Raw genomic sequence first — 20,576 nt, 5'->3', positions numbered from 1 at the left:
AAATGCGGCTCAGTTGAGTCGCATTTTTTGTTTAGACAGCTTAAAAACCATTATTTCTTCAGGAATTTTTCCAGGGTTGCCAATGTACTTTCCGGCTCTTCTACCATTCCCATATGGGCTACCTGGTCAAGAATTGAAACACTGAAAAACTTAGGAATCATCATCTGAGCTTTTGAATCTTCAGGTGGAACACTTTTGTCAAGTTCCCCGATAATAAATAAAACAGGGTATTTAGCTGCTTTCAGGACATGTTTTCTATCTGGTCTCAACCTCATAGCATTCATCCCGGCAATCAGAGCTGTAACAGGAAGTGTTGATGAAGATTCAATATGATTACTGATCTTCTCCGGATATTGCTTTACAAAATGTTCAGCATACAAGTTTGGCGTAAAGTTGCGGATAAAGGCTTCTGTTCCGTTTTTCTCAAGGAAACTAACATTTTTCAACCTCATCTGTTTTCTTTCCTCCGAATCTTCAAAAGCTGTAGAGTGAAAAAGCCCTAAACTTCTCATAATTTCCGGATGTTTTTCGGCTAAAGCAAGAGCTATATATCCTCCCATAGAATGTCCGATAACAGCACATTTCTCCACACCTTTTGCCTTGATTTCTTCATAGACAAAATCTGCATAATCCTCAATATTTTTAAACGAATCAATTCTGGAATAATCAGGTGTCAACACCAGATATTCGTCCTGAAACGCCGAAACAAAACTACTCCAGATAGAAGAATCTTCCCCAAAGCCATGAAGCAACACAACTGCTTTCTTTTCCATTAAATTTCCATTTTTATTCTCCGGGTCGACATAATCATCCTCTCAATTTGAGTACCTTATCATCCGTAAGTATTAACCAAACCGATAATTGTACAGATTATTCCCACAAGTCCGGCAATTCCTGATATTAATCCAAGCCCAAAAATAGCTAATAAAATGGCGATTGCAAGGAGAATAAGACCAATTTTCAGGGTTCCGTCCATGTCACTGAAGTCATTGGTTTTAGCCATTTTTGAGACTTTTTTCTCCAGATTCTTAATAATTGATTTCTGGGCAAAGTTCAATTTAGCTCCTGGCTTATTATTCATTCCGGAAACCTTCTTCTTACTTTCCAGGTCAGCCAGAATCGTTCTCATTTTTGCGAATTTTGCTTCATATTTTGTTCCTCTGGCTGATTCCTCAATCTTTTTAAAATCTGCTGAAGCAAGCAATTCAGGAACATTTTTTACACTTTCAGACTCTTCCTTTGTCGTAAATCCACTCAGGTTTTCTGCAGATTTATAGGCAGTATAATCCTCAGGCGGAGAAGATGCCAGCTCTGGCTGCGGGCGATTCTGAACAATAACTCTTCTGCTGGAACAAGAGCTTACCAGAAAAAATGCAAAAACTATAATAGATAAGGTAAATTGTGGAGTAAATCTTTTCATGATAAAATACAGGATTAAAATAACACATTTTTACAACGACATATACATGCTCATGTTGTAGAAAGAACAATAGTTTTAGTAAAATTTCTCAGATTTTCATTGATCCGGCCATAAGCCGAAAGTTCTTTCCCCAAAATTATGGCCGTCCTGTTTTTGTAAAACAACAGACCCTTTTCCGGGTTGGAAAAGGGTCTGTTCTATGATATATCTCTTTAAGAAGAAATCTTATGCAGCACGTTTCATCTGATGGAATACTGTTCTTTCAAATTTTTCTCTGGCATATGACAAGGTAATCGTGAAATCCTTCACATCAGTAGAAGAAGGTAATTCATACATTGCATCAACAATAATCGCTTCACAAATTGAGCGCAAACCTCTTGCTCCCAATTTAAACTGCATGGCCTGATCAACAATATATTCCAGCGCCTCTTTCTCAAAAGAAAGATCAATTCCTTCCATTTTGAAGAGTTTGTAATATTGTTTAATCAAAGCATTTTTAGGCGATTCAAGAATCGAAAGCAATGCTTCCTTATCAAGAGAATTAAGGAAAGTAACTACCGGAAGTCTTCCTAAAAGTTCAGGAATCAAACCGAAGGATTTGAGATCCTGAGCAGAAACATACTTCATCATCTGATCTTTATCAAATGCCTCGAAGAATGTATCATCGCCGGAGAAACCAATCGGACGGGAGTTGAGACGTTTGGCAATATGTCTTTCAATTCCGTCAAAAGCACCTCCGCAAATGAACAAAATATTCTCTGTATTTACTGCTACCAGCTTCTGATCCGGGTGTTTACGTCCGCCCTGCGGGGGAACGTTTACAATAGAGCCTTCAAGCAATTTCAAAAGAGCCTGCTGAACCCCTTCACCGGATACATCTCTTGTAATAGAGGGGTTATCAGATTTTCTGGCAATTTTATCAATTTCATCAATGAATACGATTCCTGTTTCAGCTTTTTCAACATCATAATCAGCGGCCTGCAATAAACGGGTCAGAATTGTTTCCACATCTTCTCCCACATATCCGGCTTCGGTAATTACAGTAGCATCAGCAATACAGAAAGGAACCTGCAACATTTTAGCAATTGTTCTGGCCAGATAGGTTTTACCCGTTCCGGTTTCACCAATCATAATGATATTCGATTTCTCAATCTGAACTTCATCTTCTGATTTTGTCTGCGTCAAACGCTTGTAATGATTATATACTGCCACTGCAAGATGTTTTTTAGCTTCATCCTGACCAATTACATACTGATCCAGGTACTTTTTCATCTCCATTGGCTTAATTACCTGAAATTTCTGAGCTTTTTTCCGCTCTTTAGTTCGTTTCTCAGGAGCCAACTCTTCCTGAATGACCTGATAACCCTGCGTTAAACAGTCATTACAAATATGTCCGTCTATTCCTGAAAGCAATAGCTGAACTTCATTTTTACCTCGTCCACAAAACGAACAATTGGTTTGTTTTGGCATTGTTTTTATGTTGGTATATTCTTAAACCTGATTACTGCACGTAAATTTACTCAATTTTAAACAAAAATGCTTACTACTTCTGAACTTGGTAGTAAGCATTTTTATTGATGACAAATATAAGGATTCAATAACAAATATGAAATCTTTCTATCTCATTCTCAATGATCTGATTCAGATTTGTCATGCCTCATTATTTTTTAACGGGTAAGAATTTCATCAATCAAACCATATTCTTTCGCTTCTTCTGAACGCATCCAGTAGTCACGATCAGAATCTCTTTCAATTTCTTCGAAAGACTTTCCTGAATGAAGGGCAAGGATTTCGTATAATTCTTTACGAATTTTCACGATTTCACGTGCTGTAATTTCAATATCTCTTGACTGACCCTGAGCACCTCCTGAAGGTTGGTGAATCATGATACGTGCATGCGGTAAGGCAGAACGTTTTCCCGCAGCACCACCTGCTAAAAGTACTGCCCCCATGGAAGCTGCAAGAGAAGTACATACCGTTGCTACATCCGGACGGATATAATTCATTGTATCATAAATACCCAAACCGGCATAAACAGAACCACCCGGGCTGTTGATATACATTACAATATCTTTTTTAGCATCAGTTGACTCCATGAATAACATTTGTGCCACGATAATATTGGCCATATAATCATCAACCGGAACACCCATAAAAATGATTCTGTCCATGATTAAACGTGAAAACACGTCAATCTGGGCAAAACGCATCGGACGCTCTTCAATGATATACTGAGTCATATCTTCTACAAACGGACGGGAAACCCCTCCTATCTGATTTGTCTGGTTCATATATTGATCAACAGCCAAACCATTCAAGCCACGGTGATGAACCGCATATTTTCTGAATTCTTCTGAACTTAAGTCTTTAGGAAACATAGTTAATTATATGAATTTTAAATTTTAAAATAGTAGTTTAAATTATTTACCTCACATTCCCGAAAGAAAACCTTCCTCAGGCAAAAATAGTTCGACGAGCTTTTTATCGACCTTTACTCGTATTATTCATCTTCTGTGATTGATAACTCTGACAGCAAAGATGCAAAAAGTATAATATAATCCTAATCGGTTTAACTGATAAATTGTCGGAATCATGAACATTTTATGCTTTTATGATGTTAAAAACTCAAAATATATCCATAATTCTTCGGGAAAAGGATGAACATCTTCTTACTATCAAACACAATAAGGAAATGACAATTGGTGAAAAAATAAGGCAATTGAGGTTGCTGAAAGGGCTTTCTCAGGAAAATATGGCTGACATGCTGAATCTTTCAACTACTGCTTATGGTGATATTGAAAGAAATAAAACGGATCTGACTATCAACAGAGCCAGGCAGATTGCCGGTATTATGGAAGTTTCTCTTTCAGAGCTTTTGGAAACGGAGACATTCCCTCAAAAAGCAATAATTCAAAATCCTGTGATTTCGAAATCGGAAGAAATTTCTGCCGATCTGGAAAAACTCCGGGAGGAATCTGATTTCTGGAAGGAAAGGTATGAACGTCAGTTATTCATAGAAGTTTTCAGAACCTTGCAAAATCAGCATGAACGCCAGAAAATCGGCTTTTAAATATTCAGAAAGGTCTATAAAATAAACGCCTGCCGAAAGGAATTTCCGGCAGGCGTTTCTGTTTATCTTTCAAGGCTGATTAAGCTCCGATTACACTTTTGAATTCTTCAACATCAACAACTTTTGTATCAGCTTTAATATTCTCAAGGATAACATTAGAGATTTTATCTGCATAAACCTGATTGAACATGTTCATGAAATTATCAGATTTGCTCTTATCTGTCAAATATCCTGTTGCGATTTTCTCAATCATTTCTTCCATGCCGTTTTCCATTTCTGCTCCACCCTGGAATCCGAACTGGCTGCGAACCATATCTTTCGCTTTTTCAACAACTTCAGGATAATCAACTTTCACCTCATGTTTGTCAGCGATTTCATTTTTGATCAAAGTCCAACGTAAATCACGTTTAACATTTTCAAAATCAGCATCGATCTGCTCAGGCGTAAATTTACCTTCGTTGATTGCGATCAGCCATTTACGTAAAAATTCTTCCGGCAATTCGATTGAAGTATTTTCTAAGATAGCTTTTTCAGCGTCGATTCTCAGAAGATATTCAGCTTCACGTTTGTAATTAGACTGAACGATTTCCAATACCTGAGTACGGAATTCCTCTTCTGAAGCTACTTTATCTTTTCCTAAAACTTTGTCAAAAAACTCCTGAGTCAACTCAGAAGCAACCTGACGTGTGATATCTTCAACGGTAAATTCAACTTCTCCCTGCAAAGCAGCAACTTCTTCAACTTTTTTACCTGTTGCCAGAGCAAGAGATTTTTCGTCAACGAAAACTGACTGGATATCAAATTTCAAAACATCATCTTTTTGGGCACCAACAAAAACTGATAAGGCATCTTCTTTAACAGCTTTCAATGGAATAGCAGATTTTTCAACCCATTCTCCTTGTTTGAAAGTTCCGAAAACCATGTCACCTGCTTCTACAGCTTCAGGGTGAATCTGCTCTCCAAACTGGCCTTTAAGATTTTGGATAGTATCTTCCAATTCTTTGTCACCTGCTTTGATTTCGTAAGAAGTAACTGTCGGAAGTTTAGCAAAATCAATCTCAAACTCACCGGCTAAGCCAAGTTCGTAAGAGAAATTAAATTCTTTATCAGCATCCCAGTCGATCGCATCCTGATCTTCACGAGCCGGAAGCGGATCACCAACGATGTTTAATTTATTTTCTTTGATATATTCAGAAACTGAAGAACTCAAGATATTATTGATCTCCTCAGCTAACACCGATTTACCAAACATTTTCTGAACCAATGGCATTGGAACCATTCCCGGACGAAAACCTTTGATATTTGCACGTTTACGATAATCCTTAAGGGTCTTATCTACCTTTTCCTTGTAGTCAGCTTCTGTGAGGGCAACTTTCAATGTAGCGTTTACACTACTATTTTTCTCGAGCGTAATATTCATTTTTTTGATTTCGGATTTAAAAAGCAATTTTAAATTCAGGGATTTGAGTCTGCAACTGTGTTAGTCTTTCTCTGATGATATTTCAGAGAACCAATAATACTTACCAACCCAAAAAGAAAAAACCCTCAGAACCTGTAACGGTAAAGAGGGCTTTGTTTAGTACGGGCGGAGGGACTCGAACCCCCATGCCTCGCGGCGCCAGATCCTAAGTCTGGTATGTCTACCAATTCCACCACGCCCGCTTGCGTTTTGGAGTTGCAAAATTAGGCAGAGCTTTTTTAATTTGCAAGCCCTCTTCAAAAATATTTTCAGAAAAATCCTCAAAAAAACCCTCAGAACGCTCATTTAAAGCCATCACCATTTCATTATCAAACACTTACGAAAATCTGCCTGATGAAAAAAAAATTATTTTTTTGTGAAAAAAATTTAAAATGCCCTCCTGTTAAACAGTTGTTCCACCGTCTGCGGCATATATTCCACCTGTGCAATATCCGGAGGCATCTGAAGCAAGAAACAAGGCAAGACCTGCTATTTCTTCTACAGTTCCCATTCTTGCAATAGGCAGCTTCTTCACAAAATGCGCTAAAATCTGATCGTTTTTCCACAGTGCTTCTGAGAATTTTGTTTTTATCAGACCCGGACAAATAGAGTTTACCCGAATCCCATCTGCCCCCCATTCCCTGGCAGTAACTTTAGTAAGCATATTTAAAGCTGCTTTCGAAACAGAGTACATTCCCAAACCGGGATCAGGTGTAATTCCTGCAATGGAACTGATATTAATGACTGAACCACCGCCTCTCTGCTTCATAACCGGGTGTACAAGTTTACCCAATTCGAAAGGAGCCTTAACGTTTACATTCATGATTTTATCAAAAGCCCACTCTTCGCATTCCAGCACAGGACCGTAAACCGGATTTGAGGCAGCATTGTTTACAAGGATATCTATGCCACCATACAATTCAACCGTTTTATCTACTAATACCTTACAACCCGCCAAATCTCCGGCATTCCCGGCAATCCCGATGCAAATTCCCCCCTGTTCAGTAATACTGGCCGCAACTTTGTCCAAATCCTCCTGTTTTCTGGAATTAATAACAACCTTCGCTCCACAGGCTGCAAAAAAACGGGCAACAGACTCCCCTATTCCTTTACTGGCTCCGGTAATAAGCGCCACTTTCCCCTCCAGACTAAAAATCTCATTAGCAGTCATATACTTAGTTTTATGTTGAAATTCAGCATGTTGAAATATTATGCAAGCATAACAAGATAGAAATTTAGTATGGATAAATCAAAAAGAAACTTGAAATAGTTTTATTTTATAATAGAATGGCAGAAATACAGTTTTTCAACGTTTCTTCGTTAAAGGACAAGATTACCGGCAAATGCTGATGATTGCTCTGAACAATCAGCAAATTTCTATTTTTGAAAGATTAGCAAGTTGAGTATGTCTGTTGACAAGCAATTATTCTCTATTTTTACAAATCGTTTGAGTAAAGATTCTTTTTGAGTCTGCCTTTATTGATTAAAAATATTTCCATGCAAAACGAAGACACACAATCTCTCCCTCCTTTCATTAAATCCTGGAAGCAGTTTTATTGGATTGTCACCATAAATTTATTGGTAATGATTGCTCTTTTTTACTTCTTCGGCGAATATTTCAAGTAGCTCGCAACAGATGTTTCCGGGCCGGAATTACGCTTGCATACTAACCATATAATTTTTTGATTAAATAATGACGAATATTGACTGGTGCGTGCTGCTCCTTACCCTCGGAGGAATCGTTGGGTATGGAATGTGGAAAGGACGTGCTTCTAAACAAAACATTGAAGGATTCTTATTAGCAGACAGACAGCTGCCCTGGTATCATGTAACATTATCCGTAATGGCTACGCAGGCAAGTGCTATCACCTTTTTATCTGCACCCGGCCAGGCTTTTACCGACGGTATGCGCTTTGTTCAGTTTTATTTCGGTTTACCGCTCGCAATGATCGTGTTGTCGATTACTTTCATTCCGATGTTCAAAAAAATGAAGGTTTTTACGGCGTATGAATTTCTGGAAGGCCGTTTTGATCTGAAGACCAGGGTTCTTACCTCCCTTCTTTTTTTACTGCCAAGGGCATTATCCACCGGAATCACCATTTCAGCACCTTCAATTATTTTATCTACTATTCTTGGCTGGGATCTTTACTGGACCAATATTCTTACCGGAGCTTTAGTGACGCTTTATTGCATGTATGGTGGTTCAAAAACCATTTCTTACACTCAGATGCAGCAAATGGCAGTAGTGATGATAGGAATGTTTCTGGCCGGATATATGGTAGTGCATTTACTTCCGGAAAAAATCGGTTTTACAGATACTCTTCAAATTGCTGGGAAAATGGGAAAATTGAATGTAATAGACTGGAAATTCGATTTAAATAACCGATATAATGTATGGTCCGGATTAATCGGAGGTTTTTTCCTGCAATTATCTTATTTCGGTACAGACCAGTCGCAGGTCGGGAGGTACCTTTCCGGTGAATCGGTGGGAGAAAGTCGGATTGGGCTGCTTATGAACGGGATTTTAAAAATTCCCATGCAATTTCTCATTCTGCTTGTGGGAGTTCTGGTTTTTGTATTCTATCAATTCAATGAGTCTCCCCTGTTTTTCAACCAGACTGAACTGAATAAGGTAAAACATACTAATGAATACCGGCAGATTGCAGCCAGAAACACACAGATTTTTGAAACAAAGAAAGCCGCAGTACTTGATTTACAAACAGCGCTTAAACAGCACAACAACGGGCAGATTTCAACAGCAAAAGACAAAGTCCTTGAAGCCGACAAGCAGGCAAAAGTGTTAAGAGAAGATACAAAAAGTCTTATAAAAAAATACCATCCTGAAGCTGATACAAACGATACCAATTACATTTTTCTTTCATTTGTCACCAGATACCTTCCTGTAGGCATGGTAGGCTTGCTGATAGCCGTTATTCTGCTTGCCTCAATGGGTTCTATGGCATCTGCTTTCAGTTCGCTTACGTCCTGTTCTATTGTTGATATTTACAAACGAATGATCAGGCCGGATGAAAATGAAAAACATTACCTCAATGCTTCCCGTTTAATTACTTTTGCCTGGGGAATTTTCTGCATTATTGTCGCACAATTTTCAGTAAATCTCGGCAGCCTGATTGAGGCGGTTAATATCCTGGGCTCATGGTTTTATGGCACTATTCTGGGTGTATTTCTGGTAGCATTTTATTTCAGATCCGTAAGGGGCGATGCCGTTTTCTGGGCTGCGATACTCGCTGAAGCCTGCGTAATCTATGCCTGGTGGATTGATCTGACTGCATTTTTGTGGCTAAATCTGATTGGCTGTATTCTTGTGGTTGTATTTTCTTTGTTCTTTAATCTGTTTCAAAAAGAGAAAACCCTTAATAATTGATTTTCAGAAAAATCAGCTATTTTGGCTCTCCTCTCATTCGTTTCTGACACCGGAAGCGCTGACGTAAAGCAGGAACTTATTTAATTAAATCAAGGGTTTTTGAAACAAAAATGACCGGAATATGATAACTATTGAAAATGAAATTCTCAAAGCCGTAATCAATCCGAAAGGGGCTGAATTAATTAGTCTTTTCCATAAACAGAATCAGACCGAATATATGTGGAGAGCTGATCCTGCTTTCTGGGGCAAATCCTCTCCGGTACTTTTTCCGATTGTAGGAGCTTTAAAGGATAACCTTTACCGTTTCAAAGGGAAAGATTACACATTACCACGACACGGATTTGCACGGGATAAACATTTCAATGTGGAAGAATTATCATTGGATGATGTTAATTTTCAACTGCATCACGACGAAAGTACGCTGGAAGTATTTCCGTTTCCTTTTGAATTTACGATTCATTATGCATTAAAATCCAATCTTCTCGAAGTTAAATATCAGATAAAAAATGTTGGTACTGACGAAATGTGGTTCTCTGTCGGTGGTCACCCTGCCTTCAATGTTCCTCTCGTCGGAAATACTGAATATGAGGATTATCTGCTTAAATTTAACCGGAAAGAAGATTTTTACAGATGGCCTTTGACAGATGGTGGTTTAATCCGGACTGCACCGTATCTGGAATTTGAAATTACTGATGAAATTCATATCAGCAAGGAGCTTTTCGCAAAAGATGCGCTGGTTTTTAAACATTTGAAATCGACAAATGTTATTCTTCAATCCGGTAAAATTTCTACACAGCTGAAATTCAATTTCGAAGGTTTCCCGTTTTTAGGAATTTGGGCTGCTCCTCAAGCCGATTTTGTTTGCATCGAGCCATGGTGTGGTATTGCTGACAGCGAAAACCATAATCAGGAACTCACAGAAAAAGAAGGCATTAACCGATTAAATCCGGGTGAAGTATTTGAGAAAGTCTGGTCTGTAGAACTAAATTAGTTTTTCACAAGCCTGAAAAAATCCCGGTCTCTGCTGGTTAAGACCACAGAGGCCGGGATTTTTCAATAGAAGATCATTGCTTACTTCCTCTTTTTTACCGGAGTTATTACCGGAATTTTTGAAGTCCATTCGCTGATCCCTTTTTCAATGGTTTCTTTAAGGAATCCGAAAGAAGCATCACCCTGTCCTAAATCCTGTGATTTCTTAGCAAAAGAAACCGCCTCAGCATAATTGCCTAATTTGCTCAAAATCTGGGCTTTTGTCCATAAATTTCTGAAAGTCTCTGTTAAACCGATTGAAGCATTCGCTAGTTTTAAAGCCTGATCCAGTTTACCTTTTCCCTGTAAATAATCAGCCGCAGTTCTTAAAGCATTCGCATTATCCACACTTACTTTTGAAATAGAAGACTCTATTAATTTTGACGTTTCCACAGCCACTTTTGCTGAAATTTTCTTATCTGCCCAGGAAATGTTCAGATTAGCAGTGCTATCTGTAATATCTGAAAAATCAATGATAAATGACTCAACTTTAGCAATACTCTGAGGTTTTACAGTCACTCTCAATGCATCCTTTTCCTGTGAATATGATTGCTCGGAAGCAGTAATATCTTTGTTGAAAATCAAAGTCCAGTCTCCTGAAGCCGGAATACTGAAAATTGAATATGTACCTACCGGAAGTTTAGCTCCTTCAATGCTTGCATCATTTGATAAAGTAATTTGCGTTGCAGCATTAGCACCTGTTCTCCAGATTTTATCAAATGGCAATAATTTTCCGAAAATTTCTCTTCCTTTTACATTAGGACGGGAATATTTAATGCTTAAATCAGTTGTCCCGATTGTTTGACTTACAGAGGCCGCAGAACTTGGTTGAGGAAGTCTTAATTGCGCTGAGACTGAAATTGAAGACAGAATTAACAGCGACAGAAATATTTTTTTCATGTTTTTGTTTTGAATAAGTTTTGAATAAAAAGCGAATATAATCAATCTTTAAAAGGCTCTTTCGGAAATTGTTCCGAAATTTGCGGTGCTATCTATCAAAGCTGACACACATGCACAGGAACACGATTATACAATTACTTGAGAATCATCAACCTTTTAATCCAGCGGAAGCATCTTTCCTGTCTGATACAATCTCATTTATTAAAAGCCATAAAGATTGTTTTGAACGGAGTCTGATGATCGGGCATGTCACTGGTTCTGCCTGGATCCTCGATCAGACACGTCGTTATGCCCTGCTTACTCATCATCTGAAGCTGGATAAGTGGTTTCAAACCGGAGGTCATTGTGACGGTGATCCTGATGTTTTAAAGGTGGCCATGAAAGAGGCAGAGGAAGAAACAGGCTTATCAGATATCAAACCGGTCTCTGAACAGATTTTTGACGTAGATATCCATCTTATCCCTGAAAGAAAAGGTATTCCTGCTCATTTTCATTACGATATACGGTTTCTGCTGGAAGCTGATAAAAATGCAGTACTGGTTGTTCCGGAAGATGAATCAAGTGAATTGAAATGGATTAAACTGGAAGAAGTCACACATTACAACAACAGTGATTCCATTGTCAGAATGGTCGAAAAAAGTCTTAAATAATGTTTCAGGGAGTTATAAATGACTCCCTTTTCTATTCTTTCACTTCAATATCAAATTTCACAGGAATATCAGGTTTTTCATCATAAGCCCTTGCCTGCTGAATCTTATCTACCACATCCATTCCTTCCGTTACCTGTCCGAATACCACATAATTTCCATTAAATTTCCGGGCTTCTTCCTCGTTGGTGATGATAAAAAATTCTGAAGGAGAGGATGCTTTTTCAGGATTTCCTTCCTCATAACGCGCCATGCCGACAGCACCCCTCTTATGGGTAAATTCAGGTTTATATTCAGCGGGAACAAGATAGTCAAGGCGATCAAAGTATTCTCCTCCACCCTGAATTCCGGTTTCATAGACAATTCTGTAAAAATAGCGGTCTGTATAATAATTAGCTTTTACCAATCTTAAAAAATTAGCCCGGTGAAGTGGTGTTTCTTCGAACAGTTTTATAGTAAAATCCCCCAGGCGGGTATGGACTTTAACAAGTGTTTCAGGATTTTCCCTGCCAAACCTTTCAAGGGTTTGCTTTACATCTGCTCCGAAAAGACGCATGTCTTTCCTGCATGAAACAATCAAAAAAGTAATAGCTAACAGATAAAGGAGAAATCGTTTTGGCATAATTGAAAAATCTATGGCTTAATCGACTGCAAAATAGCATTTTTTATTAATTGGGGATGCGACCAGGGCACAAAATGATTCATACTGTCAACAATCACCAGGTCAACTTTCGCAGAATTTATCAACATTTTTGGGGCAAAAGCAGCATTTTCGGGTGATACTAACTGGTCTTTTTTCCCTTGAATGACGATGACAGGCTGCCGGATATTTTTCCAGAGAGGAAGCATTTTTTCGAGTTCCGGTTTCAGGTATAAAATTTCATGGTTTGAAGCCCTGAATGCTGCAGGAATAAGGAATTTTATTGGGAAAAGATCCATTGGAATCCGAAACCATTTCTCATGAGGCTCCAGTTCAGGAGCAATTGAACCCGCTACTATAATGAGGTTATCAATTAATTCTGGGTAGTCCATCGCCATTCTGGCAATTACCGGCCCGCCAAGTGAATGACCAATGAGAATCAGCTTTTTGCCTTTTTTCTTATATTTTTCTACAATTGGTTTCAGATAAAAAGCCTGAGCACTCAGGGAGGTTTCAGCCTCTCCCAAACCCGAATCGCCGAAACCAACTCTGTCAACCGATACAATCTTCACCTTTTCCAATAATACAGAATCTTTCATAAAATCCACAAAAGCACTCCATGAACCAGGTGAGCCATGAACAAAGAAAGCAACGGGCAAAGAATCATCCCCGATTTCAGCATAATTCATTGGCTGGCCTTCCACGAAAATTTTATGCTGAACTGGTTTGAGTTTATACCCTTCAAATACTTTATCAACTTCTTTTCGGTTCATCTTAAATGAAAAACAGGAAGTAAGAATTTGTGATAATATAAAAAGTATGAGATACCCGATCAGAAGGCTCTTCCCGATTTTCTTAAACATATTGGTCAAATTTGTTGATAAAACTGCTCTGTCGTGGTTTTTTCAAAAGATATTACTTGCAAAAAGAAACCCCGGAAATAACGAGTATTACCGGGGTTTTGTTCTAATATCTTATGATTTTAATATTAAGCGTGAGATGTCGCCAGACGTTTGCGCATTACGAAATAAAGGATTCCGAATGCTACGATCAAAATAGCCGGAAAAACAGCCATATTGTCAAGTGTTGCCTGTCCGGCAGCTAAATCAGCGGCCGTACCGGAAAGTCCTTTAGCCGCAGCAGCAGCTTTTTCGTTATCAAGCCATTTACCAATGATCGGCTGGAAAATTGAAGTAGAGAACATTCCCATACCACCAATGATTGAAAGACCGAAAGCACCCGTTTTTGGCAGGTTTTCCGCCACAAACCCAATCATAGTCGGCCAGAAATAACATACACCGATCGCAAAAATAACAGCTGATACATAAACCATAGGGCCGGTAGCCTGGCTCATCAAAACTACACCAATGGTTGTGAAAATTGCAGATGCCCAAAGAACACCTGTAGGATTGATACGGTGTACAATTGGTCCTGCAAAATAACGGCCAACCGCCATTAAACCAGTCACCAAAGCTAAAATCAGCATCGGGCTTGCTCCTGCATTACCTAAAACAGGGCCAATCCATTGCTCCGGACCGAATTCTGAAATTGCGGTTAAAGCCATACACAACAGCATGAAAATATATAACGGAGAAAGCATAGCTTTGAAGTTCTGACCTGTTGACTCTGCTCCTTCCACATGACTGTGAGGGAATAGCTGTCCAAAGAAAGAAAATGCATACAAAGCTGCCGGAATCAAAATTGCGCCAATCTGCAATTGCCAGCCTAAGCCTACAGAAGTCATAAATTCAGACAAAAGACTACCGATTACAATACCACCCGGAAACCACATGTGGAAACGGTTTAACATTTTGGTTTTTTCGTTTCCTTCATACATATCTGAAATCATAGGATTACAGGCAGCTTCAACTGTTCCGTTTCCAAAACCAACAAAAAACGTCGAAATTAACAATGTCCAGAAGCCACCTGACAAAATTGTCATTACCAGACCAAGCACGTGGGTAAAGAAAGCAACCCAGATAATGCGTTTAGGACCTAACACATTGTAAAGAGGTCCGCCGATAATCATGGCAATGGGAAAACCTAAAAATGCCATTTGGTTAATATAACCTAATTCCTGAGCAGAAAGCTTAAATTCCTGCCCTAATTGGGTAAGTACACCAGCCCGAATACCAAAGGCCATAGCCGTTGTGATGAGTGCAAAACAGCTTCCCTGGAAGAGGCGAGCCTGGTTAATCTTTTGAGACATAGTTAATTATGTTTATAAGTTAAGTAATTAGGGACAATCTCCTTCGTTTTGTATAAATGTAACTCGAAATAATACAGCAAAAAAACGAAAAGATTTTTAAATCATCTATAAGTGTTTATCAGTATTTTTATGAAAATTTGTATTTAGATATCCCTGTAATGGAGGATTTGTGATTGAAAAACATGTTTTATGTTTGCAGAAACTGTTACCATGTCTTCTATTCATAATTTTTAACTACTCAAAAACTACCTGTTTCACAAAGAAAAATGGCAAGAAAACTCAGAATGGGCATGATTGGGGGCAGTCTTGACGCCTTCATCGGTGCTGTTCACAGAAGAGGCGCAGCACTGGACGGCGAAATCGACCTGGTCTGCGGAGCATTCAGCTCAAATCCCGAAAAATCAAAAGCAACAGGAGAAGCACTTTATTTACCCGAAAACAGGGTTTACGGAAGCTTCGAAGAAATGATTCTTAAAGAAAAGGAGCTGCCTGAGGGTGAGCGAATGGACTTTGTTTCTATTGTAACCCCTAACCATGTACATTTCCCTGCTGCGAAAATGGCACTGGAAAACGGATTCCACGTGGTTTGCGACAAGCCGGTTACTTTAACGATGGAGGAAGCGAAGGAATTAAAGGTCGTTATTGAAAAAACTGGTCTGATATTCTGTCTGACGCATAATTATACTTCCTATCCGATGGTTAAGGAAGCCCGCCACCTTATAAAAACAGGCCAGTTAGGTGATATCAGAAAAATCATTGTTGAATATCCTCAGGGATGGCTGATTGATCTGGTTGAAGCATCGGGTAACAAACAGGCTTCCTGGAGAACTGACCCGGCCAGAAGTGGTGCCGCAGGAGCAATGGGTGATATCGGAACACATGCTGAGAATATGATTGAATATGTTACCGGCTTACACATCACCGAACTTTGTGCTGATCTTACTATTTATGTAGAAGGGCGTTTACTTGATGATGACGGTAATGTTTTGATTCACTATAACAATGGTGCCAAAGGAATTCTTCATGCCAGTCAGATTTGTAATGGCGAGGAAAATGATTTCAATTTCAGAATTTACGGCACAAAAGCCGGTATTCAATGGCATCAGATGGAGCCGAATACTTTGATTCTGAAAGCAAGAAACGAACCTGCCAAGTATCTTCGTACAGGTGTTGGTAATCTGTCAAGACATGCTCAGGTTCACAGCCGGCAACCGGCAGGCCACCCGGAAGGATATGTTGAAACTTTTGCCAGTGTTTACCGCAACTTTGCTTTTGCAGTAAGAGCACTATGGGAAGGTAAGGAAGTCGATCCTGATTTTGATTTCCCGGGCATCGATGAAGGTATCATGGGTATGGCTTTTATCAATAATGTACTGGCTTCTGCAAAATCAGAAGGCAAGTGGACAAAGTTTGTTGTATAAATAGTATATCATTCCAAAATCCTGAAAATATAAAACCAATCAAATGCTGAAAGGTGTGAAAGGCAGAATAAAATACTTATGCTGTCTTTCACACATTCTTTATCCAAAATTAAGAAAATGAAAACAATCAAAGGCCCTGCTATCTTTTTAGCCCAGTTTCTGGACAATCATGCGCCATATAATTCTTTGGATTCTATCACTGACTGGGTAAGTGGTCTGGGATATAAAGGTGTTCAGATTCCTACCTGGGATCCAAGAGCCATTGATCTGCAAAAAGCTGCTGAGTCAAAAAATTATTGCGATGAACTCAAAGGTAAATTAGCGGAAAAAGGTATTCAAATCACCGAACTTTCTACGCACTTACAAGGACAATTGGTAGCCGTAAATCCGGCCTATGATTTAGGTTTCGATGGTTTTGCACCGGATTCTGTGAAAGGTAATCCTAAAGCCCGTACGGAATGGGCTGTGCAGCAATTGCTTTTAGCCGCAAAAGCTTCTCAGAATCTGGGTTTGTCTGCTCATGCAACTTTCTCAGGATCTTTAATGTGGCATACTGTTTATCCATGGCCTCAACGTCCGGAAGGACTTGTTGACATGTGTTTCACAGAGTTGGCTAAACGTTGGACTCCGATCCTGAATGCTTTTGATGAAGCCGGAGTTGATCTTTGTTATGAAATCCACCCGGGTGAAGACCTTCATGATGGTATTACGTATGAAATGTTCCTGGAAAAAGTAAATGGTCACAAACGTGCCAACCTGCTTTATGATCCGTCACATTTTGTTTTACAATGTCTTGACTATCTTCAGTACATCGACTTCTATCACGAAAGAATAAAAATGTTCCATGTTAAGGATGCAGAATTTAATCCTAGTGGAAAACAAGGAGTTTACGGTGGTTATCAGTCATGGGTAAACCGTGCGGGACGCTTCCGTTCCTTAGGTGATGGTCAGGTTGATTTCGGTGCAGTTTTCTCTAAATTAACCCAATATGGTTATGACGGATGGGCTGTTCTTGAGTGGGAATGTGCTATCAAAGATCCGGTTCAGGGAGCTACTGAAGGTGCACCATTTATCGATGCGCATATTATTCAGGCAACTTCAAAAATATTTGATGATTTTGCAGGAGGCGGAGCTGATATCGAATTGAATAAAAAACTGTTAGGCTTGTCTTAACCGGCAGAATACCTGTATAATCCGGCAGGGCTAAAATCCTGCCGGATTATTGAGAGTTATACACTTTAATACTCTGTGTGCCTCAGTATTTAATGCGCTGTGTGCCACAGAGCATGGGTTGGGATATTTAGTAGTTTGTTGATAAAGTATAATTTTTACCTGATTCCTGCACAAATTGGAATATCATGTAAAGCACTGTTTTTAAAATTGAACTTTTTAGGATTCTTTTTCAGAATGGCATTACTTCCTTCTGTTATCCTGATAAACTGGTCTGCCGGAAGGTTTTTAAATACTTGCTTCAAACCACTTCCATTCCACTTAATTTCTATTTCATCAATCATAGTAGCTTTTCCCAGTCCGATTTCTCTTTTCAAAGGAGAAGAGCCAAAGCTTCCTCCTGAATTGACATCTCTGTAAATCGTTCTGGGTATTCCGTCTTCCCTGAAACTGATTTTTATCCGGGAACCGATCGCTGCCTTATTCGACTCAGTTCCTTCCAGCTCCATAGAAAGCCAGTGGTTGTTGTTTTGGCCGGGGTTTCTGAAAAATGAATTCTGATAGGCGTCCCCTCTGAAAGCCCCTCCCATTTCTATGTAAATATCCTGGTCGCCATCATTATCCATATCAGCAAAAGCCACTCCATGACCTTTCTGAAGATTTCCTACTTTTGCCAGCGTGGTAACATCTTCAAAATTTTTGCCTTTATTATTTCTGAACATCTTATTGGGAACCAATGATTTATAATCCGGATTTCCGGTACCCAGATACATATCCAGAAAACCGTCGTTATCAATATCCCCGAAATTAGAACCCATTGTAAATGCAGTCTTATTCAACCCCATTGCCTCTGTTACATTTGTAAAAGTTCCGTCATGATTATTTCGGTACAGAAACGGTTGTCCGGTATATGTTATAGGATTATTCAAATAATCAGTGGCCGCATAATACGCCAGGGACTTATTGGCAAAAGTATAATCTCCTACAAAAATATCCAGCCAGCCATCATTGTCAAAGTCCCAGAACCAGGTCGGGAATGTTCTGTTTTGCTCTTTATCTAAATTTGCTGCACCTGTAACATCTTCAAAATGAGGCTTTCCCCGAATTAGTCCTGTATTTTTCAGCAAATACTTCCGGCCGCTCATAGTGGATACAAAAAGATCCTGCCAGCCATCGTTGTTATAATCACCTGAGGTTACACCCTTTACGAAGGCATTAATATGACAATTAGCTTTTTCCGATATCTCAGAAAATGTACCGTTTTTATTATTAATGTAAAATTCGCAAGGGTGTCCGAAAGATAGCTGGTCGTCAGTCGGGCTTTCATTCCCGATAAAAAGGTCAAGCCAGCCATCATTGTTAAAATCATTCCAGGTGGCAGTCTGGGTCGGATGGAAAGAAAGCAATCCGGCATCGATTGTTACATCGGTAAATGTGCCATTCCCGTTGTTTCTCAAAAGAGAATTGGGTTGTTCTCCATATATCCCAACATGCCATGCTCCCCTGGTTACGAAAATATCTTTAAATCCGTCATTGTTATAATCAGTCTGCATAATATTCAACCCTCCGGTAAACTTCTTCAATCCTGATTTTTCTGATAAATCAGAAAATGTACCGTTTCCGTTGTTCTTGAAATAGTGCATTTCTTCATTAATTGAAATAGAACTTGTCACGATATCTGTATATCCGTCATTATCAAAGTCTTCCAGAATAGCTCCTCCAGCCATGTTTTTTATATCAATTTTCAAGTCTGTTGCCACATCATCAAAAGGTTTGATATCCTGGGTGACTTTACTTACACCCATGTTAGGAATCAGCAAATTTGCCGGAACGTTCTGCGGATATTCGCCTAAAGTCATATAGGAAATATTCAATAACCAGCGGGATTCCAAATCATCATAATTTCTCCCTAAAATAGCCTGATACTGTTCAATGGCAGCTCTTGATCCGGTTTGTATTTTATGGATCCCTCCACCTTTTATCGGAAAAATACAAGCTTCAGCTGAATGATTCGAGATACAGTTGGTCTGTTCTCCTAATCTCAGGTAGGCCATTCCCAGATCAGTATCAACAATCTGTGCCATTACAGTCGGAAGCTTTTTATCTTCAGCCAGTTTCTCCAGCAGAATGATTGCCTCCGCTGTCATTCCTTCTTCCAGCAAAGCATGTGCTTTCTGAAAAGTAGTTTTCTGAATCAAAGTTTCATCACTCATAGTAAGCGTTTTCAGCAATGAATCGCAGAACGCAAGCTTTGCTTCCGGGCAAAAACTATTCCGATAGCTGAACAGTTTCAGTTTGGTTTCAGCCAGTATCTGTAACATTTTCTCTTCAGAAGATTGCTCTGAGCAGGATAGCAGGCAACACAGAAAAAATGCTACTGTCAATTTTTTATAGATTGCATGGATTTTCATTTCAATAATTATTTAGATCAGCCAGGAAACATCTCAGTTTCCTGTGAGGTTTATGAGCAATTTGTTAAGAAAGGGAAGCTATTTTAAAAGGCAGGAGGAATTGCGAAAAGGGAAATCCGCTCTTCATAATACACAGCATATTTCTTCCGGAAGATCAATCCCGGAAAAGATTTTTCTGTATATAATGCCTTATTAAAACCTGAGTGTGAATTGCTCGGGAGGAGGTGAAATGTTAAAATGTTCCGGAGAATTATCTGAAATCTGAAGATCACAAAACTTCCTTAAAGGTTGAAGCCAATCGATAATAAAAAAGAGAAATCCTTTCCCAAAAGCCACATAATCCTTGAGAAAATGCTTTAGAAGATTAGATGATTTAACCGGAGAATGGGAATCATTATTCCCTATCTGGTCTTTAATATGAGAACTCAGCGCAAAAAAACGCTCACAGGCAATTCTGTCTCGTTTACAAAAAGTATAAATGGTATCATTGACCAGTTTCTGTTCAATCATCTGGTAAAAATCTCCATCCTGTTCCAAAACCCCTTCAGTTTTTTCAGCCGATTTCCAATCATTGTGATAGGGTAAAGAAAGAGGTACTTTCAGCACAAGGAACTCCTCAGCAGGTGTTGAACCATCAAAACCTGAGCTGGTTTGTTCTGAGGCATACCCTTCTATCCAATAGACGAGTGCGAAACCCATCATATTGTAAAAAAGTAACCCGCACATCAATATGGAAAGAAACTTCTTCAATTGCTTTTGGATAACCGGAGTCTTAAAGGCTTATTTCAAGATCAGCATTCAAGACTCCGGTTACA

Annotated in this window: 19 protein-coding genes and 1 tRNA gene; 6 read left to right on the top strand and 14 right to left on the bottom strand. The window is 39.1% G+C overall.

Going from position 1 to position 20,576, the window contains the following annotated elements; all coding sequences use genetic code 11:
• Positions 1–50: 50 nt before the first annotated feature.
• The 4 genes from BM179_RS04140 to BM179_RS04125 all read right to left on the bottom strand — a co-directional run bounded on the left by BM179_RS04140 (position 51) and on the right by BM179_RS04125 (position 3,798).
• Positions 51–773 carry an alpha/beta fold hydrolase gene (locus tag BM179_RS04140; RefSeq protein ID WP_092012647.1) on the bottom strand — a complete coding sequence of 241 codons (723 nt, stop codon included), beginning with the start codon at positions 771–773 and terminating at the stop codon, positions 51–53.
• A 59-nt stretch (positions 774–832) separates the two neighbouring features.
• Positions 833–1,420, bottom strand: coding sequence for a F0F1 ATP synthase subunit delta (locus BM179_RS04135; protein WP_092012644.1), 588 nt, complete (start codon positions 1,418–1,420; stop codon positions 833–835).
• A gap of 225 nt (positions 1,421–1,645) precedes the next feature.
• Positions 1,646–2,890 (bottom strand): ATP-dependent Clp protease ATP-binding subunit ClpX, encoded by a 1,245-nt coding sequence (gene clpX / locus BM179_RS04130; protein WP_092012641.1) that lies wholly within the window; start codon positions 2,888–2,890, stop codon positions 1,646–1,648.
• Positions 2,891–3,087: 197 nt separating this feature from the next.
• Entirely contained in the window at positions 3,088–3,798 is a 711-nt protein-coding gene (locus BM179_RS04125; RefSeq protein WP_092012637.1) for a ClpP family protease, read from the bottom strand.
• 314 nt (positions 3,799–4,112) lie between these two features.
• Between BM179_RS04125 and BM179_RS04120 the strand changes: the two genes are divergently transcribed.
• Positions 4,113–4,490, top strand: a complete 378-nt coding sequence (locus BM179_RS04120) for a helix-turn-helix domain-containing protein (RefSeq protein ID WP_092013642.1) — start codon at positions 4,113–4,115, stop codon at positions 4,488–4,490.
• A gap of 79 nt (positions 4,491–4,569) precedes the next feature.
• Here the strand turns inward: BM179_RS04120 and BM179_RS04115 are convergent, their stop codons facing one another.
• From BM179_RS04115 to BM179_RS04105, 4 genes are all read right to left on the bottom strand, one after another.
• On the bottom strand, positions 4,570–5,910 hold the full coding sequence (locus BM179_RS04115) for a trigger factor (protein WP_092012634.1): 1,341 nt from the start codon (positions 5,908–5,910) through the stop codon (positions 4,570–4,572).
• 160 nt (positions 5,911–6,070) lie between these two features.
• Positions 6,071–6,152: transfer RNA gene (locus BM179_RS04110), tRNA-Leu, on the bottom strand.
• Positions 6,131–6,286 carry a hypothetical protein gene (locus BM179_RS25205; protein ID WP_177219296.1) on the bottom strand — a complete coding sequence of 52 codons (156 nt, stop codon included), beginning with the start codon at positions 6,284–6,286 and terminating at the stop codon, positions 6,131–6,133. The genes BM179_RS04110 and BM179_RS25205 overlap by 22 nt, the downstream gene beginning before the upstream one ends.
• Before the next feature lie 66 nt (positions 6,287–6,352).
• The gene (locus BM179_RS04105) at positions 6,353–7,120 is read right to left on the bottom strand and encodes an SDR family NAD(P)-dependent oxidoreductase (RefSeq protein WP_092012632.1); all 768 of its coding nucleotides are present in this window, start codon (positions 7,118–7,120) and stop codon (positions 6,353–6,355) included.
• A 522-nt stretch (positions 7,121–7,642) separates the two neighbouring features.
• On the opposite strand from BM179_RS04105, the gene BM179_RS04100 reads away from it, so the two are divergent.
• Positions 7,643–9,334: a sodium:solute symporter family protein gene (locus tag BM179_RS04100; protein WP_092012629.1), complete on the top strand. Its 1,692-nt coding sequence runs from the start codon at positions 7,643–7,645 to the stop codon at positions 9,332–9,334.
• A gap of 121 nt (positions 9,335–9,455) precedes the next feature.
• Positions 9,456–10,325, top strand: coding sequence for an aldose 1-epimerase family protein (locus tag BM179_RS04095; RefSeq protein ID WP_092012626.1), 870 nt, complete (start codon positions 9,456–9,458; stop codon positions 10,323–10,325).
• Between the two features lie 80 nt (positions 10,326–10,405).
• Here BM179_RS04095 and BM179_RS04090 read toward each other — a convergent pair whose 3' ends face one another.
• Positions 10,406–11,263: a DUF2911 domain-containing protein gene (locus BM179_RS04090; RefSeq protein ID WP_092012623.1), complete on the bottom strand. Its 858-nt coding sequence runs from the start codon at positions 11,261–11,263 to the stop codon at positions 10,406–10,408.
• 110 nt (positions 11,264–11,373) lie between these two features.
• Here BM179_RS04090 and BM179_RS04085 point away from each other — a divergent pair, with 110 nt between their 5' ends.
• Positions 11,374–11,913, top strand: a complete 540-nt coding sequence (locus tag BM179_RS04085; protein WP_092012620.1) for an NUDIX hydrolase — start codon at positions 11,374–11,376, stop codon at positions 11,911–11,913.
• Positions 11,914–11,944: 31 nt separating this feature from the next.
• Here BM179_RS04085 and BM179_RS04080 read toward each other — a convergent pair whose 3' ends face one another.
• The 3 genes from BM179_RS04080 to BM179_RS04070 all read right to left on the bottom strand — a co-directional run bounded on the left by BM179_RS04080 (position 11,945) and on the right by BM179_RS04070 (position 14,759).
• The gene (locus tag BM179_RS04080; protein WP_092012617.1) at positions 11,945–12,532 is read right to left on the bottom strand and encodes a peptidylprolyl isomerase; all 588 of its coding nucleotides are present in this window, start codon (positions 12,530–12,532) and stop codon (positions 11,945–11,947) included.
• A gap of 11 nt (positions 12,533–12,543) precedes the next feature.
• Positions 12,544–13,413: an alpha/beta fold hydrolase gene (locus BM179_RS04075; RefSeq protein ID WP_092012614.1), complete on the bottom strand. Its 870-nt coding sequence runs from the start codon at positions 13,411–13,413 to the stop codon at positions 12,544–12,546.
• 125 nt (positions 13,414–13,538) lie between these two features.
• Positions 13,539–14,759, bottom strand: a complete 1,221-nt coding sequence (locus BM179_RS04070; RefSeq protein WP_092012611.1) for an MFS transporter — start codon at positions 14,757–14,759, stop codon at positions 13,539–13,541.
• 284 nt (positions 14,760–15,043) lie between these two features.
• Here BM179_RS04070 and BM179_RS04065 point away from each other — a divergent pair, with 284 nt between their 5' ends.
• Positions 15,044–16,180: a Gfo/Idh/MocA family protein gene (locus BM179_RS04065; RefSeq protein WP_092013639.1), complete on the top strand. Its 1,137-nt coding sequence runs from the start codon at positions 15,044–15,046 to the stop codon at positions 16,178–16,180.
• Between the two features lie 117 nt (positions 16,181–16,297).
• A complete protein-coding gene (locus tag BM179_RS04060; protein ID WP_092013636.1) occupies positions 16,298–17,353 on the top strand; it encodes a sugar phosphate isomerase/epimerase family protein in 1,056 nt (351 codons plus the stop codon).
• Between the two features lie 155 nt (positions 17,354–17,508).
• On the opposite strand, the gene BM179_RS04055 is transcribed toward BM179_RS04060, so the two are convergent.
• Complete coding sequence (locus tag BM179_RS04055) at positions 17,509–19,761, bottom strand: CRTAC1 family protein (RefSeq protein ID WP_092012608.1); 2,253 nt, start codon at positions 19,759–19,761, stop codon at positions 17,509–17,511.
• 192 nt (positions 19,762–19,953) lie between these two features.
• The gene (locus tag BM179_RS04050) at positions 19,954–20,463 is read right to left on the bottom strand and encodes a hypothetical protein (RefSeq protein ID WP_092012605.1); all 510 of its coding nucleotides are present in this window, start codon (positions 20,461–20,463) and stop codon (positions 19,954–19,956) included.
• Between the last annotated feature and the right edge of the window lie 113 nt (positions 20,464–20,576).

The organism is Pseudarcicella hirudinis, from assembly GCF_900115665.1.
Taxonomy (GTDB): Bacteria; Bacteroidota; Bacteroidia; order Cytophagales; family Spirosomataceae; genus Pseudarcicella; species Pseudarcicella hirudinis.
Note: the sequence above shows the minus strand (reverse complement) of the source record. Positions and strands in the feature narration are given on the sequence as shown.